Source organism: Tardiphaga sp. 619_E2_N8_4 (genome assembly GCF_051810905.1).
GTDB lineage: Bacteria > Pseudomonadota > Alphaproteobacteria > Rhizobiales > Xanthobacteraceae > Tardiphaga > Tardiphaga robiniae.
In genome coordinates this window covers 5,980,566-5,992,905 of record NZ_JBPWQJ010000001.1, presented here as the reverse complement: position 1 = coordinate 5,992,905, position 12,340 = coordinate 5,980,566, and the positions used below count along the sequence as shown (strand labels likewise).

Annotated in this window: 12 protein-coding genes; 7 read left to right on the top strand and 5 right to left on the bottom strand. The window is 63.1% G+C overall.

The annotated features are described in order from the left end of the window. The first annotated feature begins 94 nt into the window (after nt 1-94). The 4 genes from AB8A23_RS28435 (at nt 95) to AB8A23_RS28420 (ending at nt 4,214) form a co-directional block, all read left to right on the top strand. Nucleotides 95-1,261, top strand: a complete 1,167-nt coding sequence (locus tag AB8A23_RS28435) for an ATP phosphoribosyltransferase regulatory subunit (protein ID WP_439057282.1) — start codon at nt 95-97, stop codon at nt 1,259-1,261. Further along, nucleotides 1,258-2,235, top strand: a complete 978-nt coding sequence (gene hisG / locus AB8A23_RS28430; protein ID WP_068733618.1) for an ATP phosphoribosyltransferase — start codon at nt 1,258-1,260, stop codon at nt 2,233-2,235. The genes AB8A23_RS28435 and hisG overlap by 4 nt, the downstream gene beginning before the upstream one ends. A 90-nt stretch (nt 2,236-2,325) precedes the next feature. Beyond that, a complete protein-coding gene (locus AB8A23_RS28425) occupies nt 2,326-3,372 on the top strand; it encodes a glycosyltransferase family 2 protein (protein ID WP_089261913.1) in 1,047 nt (348 codons plus the stop codon). Beyond that, nucleotides 3,369-4,214: a ChbG/HpnK family deacetylase gene (locus AB8A23_RS28420; protein ID WP_439057280.1), complete on the top strand. Its 846-nt coding sequence runs from the start codon at nt 3,369-3,371 to the stop codon at nt 4,212-4,214. The genes AB8A23_RS28425 and AB8A23_RS28420 overlap by 4 nt, the downstream gene beginning before the upstream one ends. On the opposite strand, the gene AB8A23_RS28415 is transcribed toward AB8A23_RS28420, so the two are convergent. Together AB8A23_RS28415 and AB8A23_RS28410 are read right to left on the bottom strand one after the other, a co-directional pair. Then, nucleotides 4,211-5,179 carry a tripartite tricarboxylate transporter substrate-binding protein gene (locus AB8A23_RS28415; RefSeq protein ID WP_089261917.1) on the bottom strand — a complete coding sequence of 323 codons (969 nt, stop codon included), beginning with the start codon at nt 5,177-5,179 and terminating at the stop codon, nt 4,211-4,213. The two genes, AB8A23_RS28420 and AB8A23_RS28415, sit on opposite strands and share 4 nt — an antisense overlap. 74 nt (nt 5,180-5,253) lie before the next feature. After that, entirely contained in the window at nt 5,254-6,327 is a 1,074-nt protein-coding gene (locus tag AB8A23_RS28410) for a tartrate dehydrogenase (RefSeq protein WP_115034037.1), read from the bottom strand. Between the two features lie 135 nt (nt 6,328-6,462). Here AB8A23_RS28410 and AB8A23_RS28405 point away from each other — a divergent pair, with 135 nt between their 5' ends. Both AB8A23_RS28405 and AB8A23_RS28400 read left to right on the top strand, forming a co-directional pair. After that, on the top strand, nt 6,463-7,368 hold the full coding sequence (locus AB8A23_RS28405) for a LysR family transcriptional regulator (RefSeq protein ID WP_184513707.1): 906 nt from the start codon (nt 6,463-6,465) through the stop codon (nt 7,366-7,368). A gap of 136 nt (nt 7,369-7,504) precedes the next feature. Continuing rightward, the gene (locus tag AB8A23_RS28400; protein ID WP_068733608.1) at nt 7,505-8,311 is read left to right on the top strand and encodes a DUF2076 domain-containing protein; all 807 of its coding nucleotides are present in this window, start codon (nt 7,505-7,507) and stop codon (nt 8,309-8,311) included. Between the two features lie 257 nt (nt 8,312-8,568). Here the strand turns inward: AB8A23_RS28400 and AB8A23_RS28395 are convergent, their stop codons facing one another. Continuing rightward, nucleotides 8,569-9,360, bottom strand: a complete 792-nt coding sequence (locus AB8A23_RS28395) for a L,D-transpeptidase (RefSeq protein ID WP_439057277.1) — start codon at nt 9,358-9,360, stop codon at nt 8,569-8,571. Nucleotides 9,361-9,656: 296 nt separating this feature from the next. Here AB8A23_RS28395 and AB8A23_RS28390 point away from each other — a divergent pair, with 296 nt between their 5' ends. Further along, nucleotides 9,657-10,430: a protein phosphatase CheZ gene (locus AB8A23_RS28390; protein ID WP_089261924.1), complete on the top strand. Its 774-nt coding sequence runs from the start codon at nt 9,657-9,659 to the stop codon at nt 10,428-10,430. A gap of 29 nt (nt 10,431-10,459) precedes the next feature. Here AB8A23_RS28390 and AB8A23_RS28385 read toward each other — a convergent pair whose 3' ends face one another. Both AB8A23_RS28385 and AB8A23_RS28380 read right to left on the bottom strand, forming a co-directional pair. Beyond that, on the bottom strand, nt 10,460-11,668 hold the full coding sequence (locus AB8A23_RS28385; RefSeq protein WP_439057275.1) for an MFS transporter: 1,209 nt from the start codon (nt 11,666-11,668) through the stop codon (nt 10,460-10,462). 47 nt (nt 11,669-11,715) lie between these two features. After that, nucleotides 11,716-12,243 (bottom strand): hypothetical protein, encoded by a 528-nt coding sequence (locus AB8A23_RS28380; RefSeq protein WP_439057274.1) that lies wholly within the window; start codon nt 12,241-12,243, stop codon nt 11,716-11,718. Nucleotides 12,244-12,340 lie beyond the last annotated feature (97 nt).

Here is a 12,340-nt window from a genome sequence, read left to right as displayed (position 1 = left end):
ATTAAGGCCACCGGGTGATGGTGGTCGAAACGTCGCAACCGCCATGCTATGGGCTGCGCCAACGACCACTCTGTTGAGATTGCTGGACTTCGAGATGACCAAACCCGCCGCCCCTCGCGCGACCGGATCCGCCGCCTGGGCGGATGCGCTGCTGTTGTCGTTTGCCGAGGCCGGCTACGCCCATGCCGAGCCGGCGATCCTGCAGCCGGCCGATCCGTTCCTCGATATGTCCGGCGAAGACATCCGCAAGAGCCTGTATCTGACGACCGACGCGTCGGGCGAAGAGCTATGCCTGCGGCCGGATCTCACGATCCCCGTGGCGCGCGATTATCTCGCCTCGCCGCAGGCCGGCCAGCCCGCGGGCTTCAGCTATCTCGGCCCGGTGTTCCGCTATCGGCAGGGCACACCCAGCGAATTCCAGCAAGCCGGCATCGAATCCTTCGGCCGTCAGGACCGCGCAGCCGCCGATGCCGAAATGCTGGCGCTCGGCCTCGAGGCGACGGCCGCCTTTGGCCTCAGCGATATCGAGATCCGCACCGGCGACGTCGCACTGTTCGCGGCGCTGATCGAGGCGCTCGACCTCTATCCGGTGTGGAAGCGCCGGCTGATGAAAGACTTCAACCGCAAGATCAGCCTGACCCACGATCTCGACCGGCTGACCCTCGCAGAGTCGCCGGTCCGCAACGAATATGAAGGCGTGCTCGCTGCTCTCGCGGGCTCCGACCGCAACGCAGCGCTGGCACTGGTCACCGACCTGATGTCGATCGCCGGCGCCACCAATGTCGGCGGCCGTTCGGTGGCGGAAATCGCCGATCGCTTCCTCGAACAGTCGACGCTGAAAGGCGGCGCACTGCCGCGCGATGCGCTGGTGCTGATCAAGCGCTTCCTCGCGATATCCGGCGATCCCGACGATGCCCTGCAGCAACTGCGCAAGCTCGCCTCCGATGCCAAACTCAACATCACGGCCGCCATCGACGAATTTGAAAGCCGCATCGGCTTCATGGCGGCGCGTGGTATCGATACCACCAGGACGCGTTTCTCGACGTCATTCGGCCGCGGCGTCGACTACTACACCGGCTTCGAATTCGAGCTGCACCGCAAGGGCAATGGCACCGAGCCGCTGGTCGCCGGCGGCCGGTATGACGGACTGCTGACGCAGCTCGGCTCCGCTACGCCGATCCCTGCGGTCGGCTTCTCGATCTGGATCGAAGCCCTCACTCACAACGCGTCCTCGGCGCTGGTTTCCGGGAGCGTGTCATGACCGCACCATTCGTCCTTGCCGTTCCCTCCAAGGGCCGGCTGCAGGAAAACGCCGAAGCCTTCTTCACCCGCGCCGGTCTGACGTTGGCGAAGCCGGGCGGCGTGCGCGATTACCGCGGCACCATTGCCGGATTCGACAATGTCGAAATCGCCTATCTCTCGGCCAGCGAGATCGCCTCGAACCTGGCGCGCGGCGCCGTGCATCTCGGCATCACCGGCGAAGATCTGCTGCGCGAGAGCATCCCCGACGCCGACAAGAAGGTCGCTTTGATCGATGGCCTGGGCTTTGGCAGCGCCAATGTGGTCGTTGCCGTGCCTCAGGCCTGGATCGACGTCCGCACCATGGCCGATCTCGATGACGTCACCACCGGCTTCCGCGCGCAGCACAATCGCCGCATGCGCGTCGCCACGAAGTATATCAACCTGACGCGCAACTTCTTCGCGTCGCACGGCGTGGTCGACTATCGCATCGTCGAAAGCGCCGGCGCCACCGAAGGCGCACCGGCCACCGGCACGGCCGAACTGATCGTCGATATCACCACCACCGGCGCGACCCTCGTCGCCAATGGTCTCAAGGTACTCGATGACGGCGTCATCCTGCGCAGCCAGGCCAATCTCGTCGCCTCGCGCGCCGCCGACTGGTCGGCGCAGTCTCTGGAAACCGCGCGCATCATTCTCGACCACATTGCCGCGCGCGCCCGCGCCAGCAAATACAAGGAAGTGCGCACCCGCTTCGCCGGCTGCAATCAGGCGCTCCTCACCGAGGCACACAACCGCTTCGGCGTGGTGTCGCCGTTCGGCGGCCCGACCTCGTCGGGCATGATCACGCTGCACTGCCCGCCGGCGCAGCTTTACGCGCTGAGCAGCTTCCTGCGTGCCAACGGCGCAGATACCGTCTCGGTCGCCTCGCTCGACTATGTGATGGATCGCGAGAATCCGCTGTTCGCCAAACTTGAGGCGTTCTTGCGGCAGTAACGCGCAGCGCGGCGTTTCGCCTTGCTGGCGGACGCACTGGCTGATTACCATATGATTCATGAGCGTATTTTGGATATCGGAATCTGATCGATGATGCTGGGCAGCGACGTATCGAGCCTGTCGACCGATGCCGCGACCGCCGCGGCACAAGGCCTGTCGATCGTTGTGCCTGTTTACAACGAGGCGCCCGGCCTTGCTCTGTTTCATGAGCGGCTGGCGACGCTTGCGACGACACTGAAAGAACGCCACGGCCTCGCCTGCGAAGTCGTCTATATCGATGACGGCAGCGCCGATGGCACGCTGGCGGTTGCGCGCAGCCTGCAAGCCACGTCGCTCGACGTTCAGGTCGTGTCACTGTCGCGCAATTTCGGCAAGGAAGCCGCGCTGATGGCAGGGCTCGACCATGTCACCAAGGGCGCGGTTCTGTTCATGGATGGCGACGGCCAACATCCGCCGTCACTGGTCGAACAGCTGGTGCGGCACTGGATCGTCGAAGGTTATGACGTCGTCTATACCGCTAAAGCCCATCGCGACAACGAGTCCTTCCTGCGCCGCCAGGCCGTGCGCGGCTTCTATGCGCTGATCAACTGGGGCGCGCGGCAGAAGATCCCGGAAGATGCCGGCGACTTCCGTCTGCTGTCACCGCGTGCGGCTGCGGCGTTGCGCCAGTTGCCGGAGCGCAACCGGTTCTTCAAGGGACTGGCGACCTGGATCGGCTTCCGCCAGCTCCGCGTCGACTACGAACCGGCGGCACGCGAGCACGGCGTGACCTCGTTCAATCCGAAGCAGTTGATCGGCCTGTCGATCGAAGGCCTGACCTCGTTCTCGGTGGCTCCGCTGCGTTTCGCCAGCCTGCTCGGTCTTCTGCTCGCCTTCGGCGCGTTCCTGTTCGGTCTGTCGATCCTGTGGGAGACATGGGTCTCCGGCAAATCGGTACCGGGCTATCCATCGCTGGTCGTCGGCCTGATGACCCTCGGCGGCGTGCAGCTGATCATGATCGGCGTGCTCGGCGAATATATCGGCAAGATCCTGTCCGAACTGAAGGCGCGGCCGATCTATTTCGTCGCCGAACACAGCGTGAAGCGCAACACCCCCGATAGTGTGACGCAAACCACCGACCGGACCGCTGCCGAATGACCGGCGCAGCCCTGCGCCGCATCACACTCTGCGCCGACGATTACGGCATCAGCCCCGGCGTCAATCAGGGCATCCGCGAACTCATTGCGCTCGGACGCCTCAACGCCACATCCGTGATGGTGGTCGGTCCTGCAATTTCGCGCGATGATGTGAGCGCGTTGCAGGACGCCGTCGCCAAGAACCCGAATTGCGAGATCGGGCTACACGCGACGCTGACCGCCCCGTTTCATCCGCTGACGATGCATTACCGCCCGCTGCTCGACGAGCTGTTCCTGCCGCTCGGCAAGATGCTGCGCTTCAGCCTATTGCGAAAACTCGATCGCGAGGCGATCGAAACCGAGCTGACTACGCAGATCACGAAGTTTGTGGCCCTGTTCGGGCGCGCCCCCGACTATATCGACGGACACCAGCACGTGCAGACGTTCCCGCAGGTGCGCGATGCCCTCCTCGCCGCAGTGAAGAAAAATGCGCCGAAGGCCTGGGTTCGGCAATCCGGCCGCGTGCTGCCGTTAGGCCAACGCCTCGATAATCCGAAGGCGCTGTTGCTCGACACGCTCAGCGCCACGTTCCGCCGACGTGCGACGCGCGCCAGCGTGACGTTCAATCCGGGCTTCGCCGGCGCCTACGATTTCACGAAGCACGCCGACTTCGGCACGCTCATGGCCGGTTTCCTCAACGACCTTCCGGATGGCGGACTCGTGATGTGCCATCCCGGCCATGTCGACGATATTCTGATCGACCTCGATCCGTTCACCGACCAGCGCGAGCGCGAATATCAATATCTGGCAAGCGATGCCTTCGCGCAGTTGCTGGTGGCAAATAACGTCACGCTCGCACGCTAGTCCGCGAACTGTCCGCTCGCCTTGATGATCGGCGCCCAGCGATCGACCTCGCTGTCGAGCTGCTTCTTCAATGCCTGCGGCGTCGCCTGATCCTGTGGCACCGGATCGGTGTTGATGTCGTTGAAGCGCTTGATCAGTTCGGGATCGCGCAACGAATCCTGCAGCACCTTCGCCAGTTTCTGCACGATATCGTCAGGAGTTCCCTTTGGCGCGTAGATGCCATGCCAGGCGCCCGCCTCAAAACCCTTCAGGCCGGCTTCATCCGCGGTGGGCAGGTCCGGCATGGACGACAAACGCGTCTTCGTCGTGATCGCGTAGCTCTTCACAAGTTTCGCCGCGATCGGGCCGGTGGTGTTGGTGGTCTGGTCACAAGTGAGATCGATCTGGCCGGCGATCAGATCGTTCATCACCGGGCCGTTGCCCTTGTAGGGCACCGACAGGATCTGCTTGTCGATGGCATTCATGAACATCAGGCCACAGAGCTGCGAGGCGGCGCCGAGGCCGGCATTGCCGAATGTCATCTTGTCGCCGTTGGCCTTGATATAGGTGATCAGCTCGGCGAGCGTGTTCGGCGGCAGGTTCGGCCTGGAGATGATGGTCATCGGCGCATTGGTGACGAGGCCGATCGGCGCGAAGGCGGTCTTGGTATCGTAAGGCAGTTTGCGATACAGCGTCGCAGCCGTAGAAATTCCGATGTGATGGATCAGGATCGTGTAGCCGTCCGGCTCGGCGCGAGCTGCGCGTGCGGCGGCAATGGTGCCGCCGGCGCCTGTGGCATTTTCAATGATGATGGTCTGGCCGAGGATCTTCGACATTGTCGCAGCGGTGACGCGCGCAACGGTGTCGGTGGCACCGCCGGCCGCGAACGGCACCAGCATGGTGATCGGCCTGTTGGGATAGCCCTGTGCGAAGGCAGCGGAGCTTGCCAGCGTAATCGCAAACGCAAGTGTAGCTGTGACTTTCATGAGATCCTCCCTGAATATTGTTTTGATTATTGAAATCGAACGCCCCGGTGAGACCGGGGCGTTCGGAAATCGCGTCAGACGTTCGAACTATGGATCGCGTCTACCACAGCGTCGGTCACTTCTTTCGTTGTGGCCTTGCCACCGACATCCGGTGTGATGATGCCGGCTTCGCAGACCTTCTCCACCGCACGCATCAGCCGCGCCGAGGCATCCGGTTCGCCAAGATGATCGAGCATCTGTGCCGCAGTCCAGAAGCTGGCGACAGGATTGGCGATGCCCTTGCCGGTGATGTCGAAGGCCGAACCGTGGATCGGTTCGAACATCGAGGGGAAGCGCCGCTCAGGATCGATATTCGCCGTCGGCGCGACACCGAGGCTGCCGGCCAGTGCGCCGGCGAGGTCGGAGAGAATGTCGGCGTGAAGATTGGTGGCGACGATGGTGTCGAGGCTCTGCGGCTTCAGCGTCATACGCACGGTCATGGCGTCGACCAGCATCTTGTCCCAGGTGACGTCAGGGAAGTCCTTCGACACTTCGTCAGCGATCTCGTCCCACATCACCATGCCGTGGCGCTGCGCGTTCGACTTGGTGACCACGGTGAGCAGCTTGCGCGGACGTGACTGCGCGAGCTTGAACGCGTAGCGCATGATCCTGACCACGCCGACCCGGGTGAACACCGAGACTTCGGTACCGACTTCCTCCGGCAGCCCGCGATGTACGCGACCGCCGCAACCGGCATATTCGCCTTCGGAATTTTCGCGCACGATCACCCAGTCGAGATCGCCGGTTTCGACACCGCGCAGTGGCGAGGTGATGCCGGGCAGGATCTTGGTCGGGCGTACATTCGCGTATTGATCGAAGCCCTGGCAGATCGGCAGCCGCAGGCCCCACAGCGTAATGTGGTCGGGAACATCCGGTGCGCCCACAGCGCCGAAATAGATGGCATCGAATTTCTTGAGTTTGGGCAGGCCATCGGCCGGCATCATCACGCCGTGCTTGCGGTAATAGGCTGAGCCCCAGTCGAAGGTCTCGACATTGAAAGTCACGTCGCCGACGCGCTTCTGCAGGGCTTCGAGCACGCGGGTGCCGGCGGCGATGACTTCGGGACCGATCCCGTCGGCCGGGATGGCCGCGATGGAATATTCGCGCATGGTGAGGTCTCTGCTGAGGTGAAATGGCTCTCCCCACCCTGCAGGCGAGCTACGCCCGGCTCAATCGAGTTTGTTTATATAAATAAATGATATAATAACTTCCGAGGCGGCCGGAGGGCGCCATCGGGAGGCTTGATGGATCTGCACCAGTTGCGCTGTTTCGTGACGGCGGCGGACGAACTGCATTTCGGCCGCGCGGCGCAGCGGCTCGAGATGATGCCGTCCGCACTCGGCCGCTACATCCGCCTCCTCGAGGACGATCTCGGCACACGTCTGCTGACGCGCACAACGCGCAGCGTCGCCCTGACCGATGATGGCGTCGAGTTTCTGAAACAGGCGCGCGACCTGCTCGCCCGCGCGGATCAGATCGCGTCATCCTTCCGCGCACGCGTGCGGGCCCGTGCAGCCACGATCCGGGTCGGCGCAATCGACAGCGCCGCCGCCGGGCTTCTGCCGGCGCTGCTTCACGATCTTCGCGAACGCGCCCCTGACCTTGCCATCAAGCTGGATGAGGACAAGACGATCCGGCTGCTGCCGCGCCTGCTGTCGGGCCGGCTCGATCTCGCTTTCGTCCGACCGCCCGAGAGTGCCGACAAGCGGCTGGAATTCATGTTTCTGTTTCACGAGACAGCCGTTGTGGCCGTCTCCGAACGCCATCCGCTGGCGTCGCGCACGCATCTGACGATCGCCGATATCGCCGACGAGCCGCTAATCGTGCCGGAGCGACGGTCGCGGCCGCATAGTCATGACCTGACGATGAAGCTGTTTGCGGAATCCGGGCTGCAGGCGAATGTCGTGCAGATCGCTGACGAGAAGCAGACCATCGTCAATCTCGTCGCCGCCGAAATCGGACTGGCGATCGTGCCGCGCTGGACCTCCCGCATGCCCGCACGCGGCGTGCGCTATATGCCGCTGGGTATGGCGGCAATGAACAGGCTTCCGCTCGCCGCGGCGTGGGTCAGAGGGACCCGCGATCCGGCACGGGATCAGATTCTCGACATGCTGAAGGCCAATCTGGCGCGCTACGCGCTGGAAGCATGACAAGAGGAAGCACGACAAGGCTTGCCGGTCGTTTTGTCGCATAACTAAATTTAATCCAGGCGGCACTTATTGCGACACAAAGCGTCACTACATCTCCAGCGCGCAAAGCAAGCGCGCTTTGAAGACAGAGGACGCCATGACACCGCAAGAACGCCAACTGGTTGACGATCTCTTTGACCGGCTCAGCAAGGTCGAAGGCGCGCCACGCGATCCGGACGCGCTCGACGCCATCGCGCAGGGCCAGCGCCGCGCACCCAATGCGGTCTATGCGCTGGTGCAGACCGTATTGCTGCAGGACGAAGCGCTGAAGCGCGCCCATGAGCGCATCCAGCAACTAGAAGGCAACGGCGCCCCCGAACAGGCTGCTCAGGGCGGTTTCCTCGATTCGATGCGAGACGCCCTGTTCGGTCAGGGTCAGAACCCGAACCAGCCGCGCGGCTCCGTGCCGAGCGTTCGCCCGCCCGAGCCGAGCCGTCCTGCCTGGAACACCGGGCAGGTCATCGGCCAGCCACAGCCACAGGGTGGCTATGGTCAGGGCGGATACGGCCAAGGTCAGGCGCCGGGTCAGTTCGGCCAGCAGCAACCTCAGGCTGGTGGCGGCGGTTCGTTTCTGGGCACCGCAGCGGCAGCCGCAGCCGGCGTGGTCGGCGGCTCGCTTCTGCTCGGCAGCATCCGTTCGATGATGGGCGGCAGCCATCAGCAAGGTTTTGGCGACGCCGCCAATGCCAGCGAGAGCAAGAGCCCGTGGAGCTCCGGTTCGGATTCGTCCGGTGGCAACCTGGGCAATCAGGCCGGCGTCAATGATATCGGTTCATCCAGCGGCTCCCGCGCCGGCTCGTTCGATCAGGCGCAAGCCGATGCCGACCAGGACCAGGATCAAGACCAGGACGACGGCGATTACGACGCCATGGACATGGATTCCGACGACAGCGATTTGGCATAATTGTCGGGCGACGCAGCCTTAAACCTCTCCCCGTTTTTTACGGGGAGAGGTCGGCCGGCGAAGCCGGACGGGTGAGGGGCATCGCGCGATATGAGCCTCGGTCGCTCAACTATCGGATCGGATTTTAGCAGCAAAAGATGGCCGGCCGCGTAACGGTGGGATTCGACAGTCCCTTCGTGATGAGAGCGCATGCCCCGCCCCTCACCCGGCGCTGCGCGCCGACCTCTCCCCGCACAGCGGGGAGAGGTTAAGTAAGATCAGATCACGACGACCCGGGCGCCGACGCCGACGCGGCCATAGAGATCGATGACGTCCTCGTTGCGCATGCGGATGCAGCCTGAGGAAACGTTGGTACCGATCGTCCATGGCTCGTTGGAGCCGTGAATACGATACAGGGTCGAACCGAGATACATCGCGCGAGCACCGAGCGGATTCTCCGGACCGCCTTCCAAGTAACGCGGCAGGTCAGGACGGCGCGCCAGCATTTCCTTTGGCGGCGTCCACGACGGCCATTCCTTCTTCGCCGTGATCGTCTTTACGCCGGACCAGGTGAAGCCCGGCCGGCCGACGCCGATGCCATAGCGCATCGCCTTGCCACCGCCCTGCACCAGAAACAGGAACTTGTTCGGCGTATCGACGACGATGGTGCCGGCGCTTTCGCTGCCCTGATATTCGACCATCTGCGGTTGATACTTGGGATCCAGCGCGGGGCGCGTGGCATCTGCCGTCTCCTCCTGCTGATAGACGCGCTGTTGCGGATCCATCGGCGGCAGCAGCGAGCGGCGCTGCTCGTAAGAGTAGTCCGGCTGTTGCTGGTAACGCTGGCCCTGCTGCGCCGGACCATCACTGAACAGAAACTCGATGAAGCCGCCGCCCATGCGCGAGCGTTCGGCATAGGCCGTGCGCTGCATCGGGCGCTGCGGCTGCTGCGCATACACCACCGGAGGCTCGGCGAATTGCGCCGCGGCTTCCACCGCAAGCGCCTGATGCGATCCAGCGGCGATGAAAGATGCGCTGGCAAGAAGCGTGAGAGAGAACTTTCTGAACATCGACGTACTCTGTACTGTTTCGTCGTGCGCGTTCTCACCTGAGAAGCGCTTTGCACACTCCGACTTAAGGTTAAAATCGCCTCGGTTTGGTAAACACAATCGCCGTTTGGATTCACCACGTCGTCAAACGGCGCAGTTCTATTTAGTAGCGTTTATTTTGAATGAACGCGAAAGCCCCATGGTTAACTAACAGTTTGCGCAGCGATTATCGGCTATCGGTGCGATGTTCCCGCGTGAACTTCACGTTAAACTCATGGGTATACGAATGGGGGATTGATTGAACGTTGGGGGACCTGATGTCTGTTCGTCGCAAGCGATTTCGCATTGAAGAAGTTTTCGGTACCGCGCCTATGCCCAATGAAGTGGTGGGCAGCAGCGAGCCGATGCCGATGCATCGCGAAATCATGGCTGAGCTCCGCGCGATCCGCGCGCAGATGGGAGCGCCGGCCCGCAACGCCGTGACAGATCAGGTCGGCGCCGCCGCCGATCAGCAGGTTGCGGAAGCACAGGCGCTGCTCGCCACCTATCGCGCACAGATCGAGCAGTGCGAAAAGCTCAAGATCGAACTCGATCTGATCCACGACGCCATTACCCGCACCAAGATGGAAATCGCAGTTCTTCACGGCAAGAGCTTCGAAGGCGACGAAATGGCGAAGGTCAACGGTGAACTCGGCGCCGTCGTCGGCGGTACCGAAGAAGCCACGCAGCAGATTCTCGCCGCAGCCGAAGCCATCGATAATGCATCGACAGCGCTCGGCAAGGTGACCTCGCCCGATCAGCAGAAGCAGATGCTGGAAGAGATCGGCGATAACGTCGTCGCGATCTTCGAAGCCTGTAACTTCCAGGACCTCACCGGCCAGCGCATCAGCAAGGTGATGACCACGATGAAGTTCATCGAAAACCGCATTACTGCGATGATGGACATCTGGGGTGGCGTCGATGAGATCAAGGCGCATGCGCCGGCCAAGGTCGATGACCGCAGCGAAGACGACAAGCTGCTCAACGGCCCGAAGCTGGACGGCGACGTCGGCCACGCTTCGCAGGACGATATCGACGCGCTGTTCGGCTAAGACAATTTTCGACTACAGTTAGAGATCGTTTAACGCCGGGCAGCAATGCCCGGCGTTTTTATCATCACGAAACAGAGCAGCACCGCCAGCGCCAACACGGTCCCAAGCAGCAGCACCATGCGGTCGGACAGTGTCTCGACTGCGGACGCCACCACGAATGGCGCGAAGGCCTGCACGAACAAAGCCGGCCGCGCGATACGGCCGATCACACGGCCATACCCCGCCGGGCCGAACATCAGAAGCGGCAGCGCACCGCGCGCGATGGTCATGACGCCATTGGCCGCTCCGAAGCCGATAGCGAACAAGGCCGCCAGCGGAAACGAAATCCCCGCAAAGGCCAGCATCGCGAAGGCCGATACCACGAGCACCACCGCCCCGCGCGCGATCCACAGCGGATGGGTGCGTCCCGCCAGCATGAAGTCTGCCAGCCGCGATGCCACCTGCGCCGGACCGAACATCGCACCGATGGTCACCGCCGTTGCAGCACTGAGCCCGCCGCGCTCCAGCAGCGCGAGCAGGTTCGAGGTCACGCCCGACAGAATGAAGCTGTAAAGCGAGAACGCCGCCGCCAGCAGGATGAACGGCCAGCCTTCCGGGCGCAGGGTTGCCTGCGGGGGAACGACAACGGCGTCCACCACGGGCAGAGGCGCGACGGCGACGTGGCGCGGCAATGCAAAAGCATGAAGCGGCGCAACGACAAATGCGAAGATCGCTGCGAAGGTCAGATACGTCCCGCGCCAGCCGACGGCCTCAAGCAGAAGATGGGTCGCCGGCCAGCCAACCGTCGAGGCGAAGCCGCCTGCAAAGGTCACGAAGGTGATCTGCCGCCGCGCCGAGGCACCGAAGATACGCGTCAGCGTGGCGAAGGCGGGATCGTAGAGCGACGCAGACATTGCAGCGCCGAGCAACACCCAGCAGGCCAGATAGGTCGCGGGATGATCGGCGACTGAAAACAGAGCGAGACCCAAGGCACCGGCCAATGCGCCCGATGCCATGACGACATTGCCGCCGTGGCGGTCGATCAATCCACCAACCACCGGCGACAGCAGTCCCGATACGATCAGCCCCAGCGAAAAGCCCGCCATGCCGAAGGCCAGCGACCAGCCATGCGCCGCCGTGACATGCGGCATGGTCAGCACCGGTGGATAGATCAGGATGCCCCAGGTCAGGATCTGGGTGAATGCCAGCACAAGGACCGCGCGGCCCGGTCCGAAAACAAGGTCGCGCAATCGGTGCATGGGCTCACGTCTTCAAGGGAGTGGCGGAACCCGCCTTACGCCTCAGGTCAGGCCTTAGGTGCGCAACGGACATAGACCATGTTGCCGTAGCGAACCGCAGCGTCCTTGTCGATGAAGCGCGTGACGAGAATCCGACCGTCGAAGGAGACGATCTCGCGATCCTTCTCACCACCGGCGGGACCGGGCGGGCCGATATAGTTCTTGCCGCTCGGCGAGCCCTTGAGGCGCAGTTCCTGCGGCGTCGCCTCGTCGGCAAGATGCATGATGACGCCGCCGGTGGCGCCCTGGCCGATGATATAGGGCTGCTTGCACTGGCCGCGCGCGGCATTCTCGGTGCGAACGCGATCGTTGGGATTCATGTAAGACGCCAGACCCCAGCGGCCGACGAGTTCTTCCGAGCGGATCGAGGCTGGCAGTTCCGGCGCCGGCGGGGGCTCCGGCGGCGGTGTCGGCTGCGAGTTCCCAAAGCTGAACCCGCCCAATCCACCAGACGTGCTGCACCCGCCCAATGACAGCGCCAAAGTTGAAACGATCGCCAGATGGGCAACCGTGCGGGCGTAGCGTGACCTGATCATATTATCCCCTAGAGCAAATTCCCCGGCTGCCCGTCCCGGCAGCCAAGCGCAAAACACCTGACGGCGCAATGAGGTCGGCAGAATTACGCCGACTCTC

Bases quoted from the DNA above. Each gene is read 5' to 3' on its own strand.
- AB8A23_RS28380 (WP_439057274.1), bottom strand. From the start codon at position 12,243: ATGATCAGGTCACGCTACGCCCGCACGGTTGCCCATCTGGCGATCGTT.
- AB8A23_RS28405 (WP_184513707.1), top strand. From the start codon at position 6,463: ATGGATCTGCACCAGTTGCGCTGTTTCGTGACGGCGGCGGACGAACTG.
- AB8A23_RS28420 (WP_439057280.1), top strand. From the start codon at position 3,369: ATGACCGGCGCAGCCCTGCGCCGCATCACACTCTGCGCCGACGATTAC.
- AB8A23_RS28435 (WP_439057282.1), top strand. From the start codon at position 95: ATGACCAAACCCGCCGCCCCTCGCGCGACCGGATCCGCCGCCTGGGCG.
- AB8A23_RS28395 (WP_439057277.1), bottom strand. From the start codon at position 9,360: ATGTTCAGAAAGTTCTCTCTCACGCTTCTTGCCAGCGCATCTTTCATC.
- AB8A23_RS28385 (WP_439057275.1), bottom strand. From the start codon at position 11,668: ATGCACCGATTGCGCGACCTTGTTTTCGGACCGGGCCGCGCGGTCCTT.
- AB8A23_RS28415 (WP_089261917.1), bottom strand. From the start codon at position 5,179: ATGAAAGTCACAGCTACACTTGCGTTTGCGATTACGCTGGCAAGCTCC.
- AB8A23_RS28400 (WP_068733608.1), top strand. From the start codon at position 7,505: ATGACACCGCAAGAACGCCAACTGGTTGACGATCTCTTTGACCGGCTC.
- hisG (WP_068733618.1), top strand. From the start codon at position 1,258: ATGACCGCACCATTCGTCCTTGCCGTTCCCTCCAAGGGCCGGCTGCAG.
- AB8A23_RS28390 (WP_089261924.1), top strand. From the start codon at position 9,657: ATGTCTGTTCGTCGCAAGCGATTTCGCATTGAAGAAGTTTTCGGTACC.
- AB8A23_RS28410 (WP_115034037.1), bottom strand. From the start codon at position 6,327: ATGCGCGAATATTCCATCGCGGCCATCCCGGCCGACGGGATCGGTCCC.
- AB8A23_RS28425 (WP_089261913.1), top strand. From the start codon at position 2,326: ATGATGCTGGGCAGCGACGTATCGAGCCTGTCGACCGATGCCGCGACC.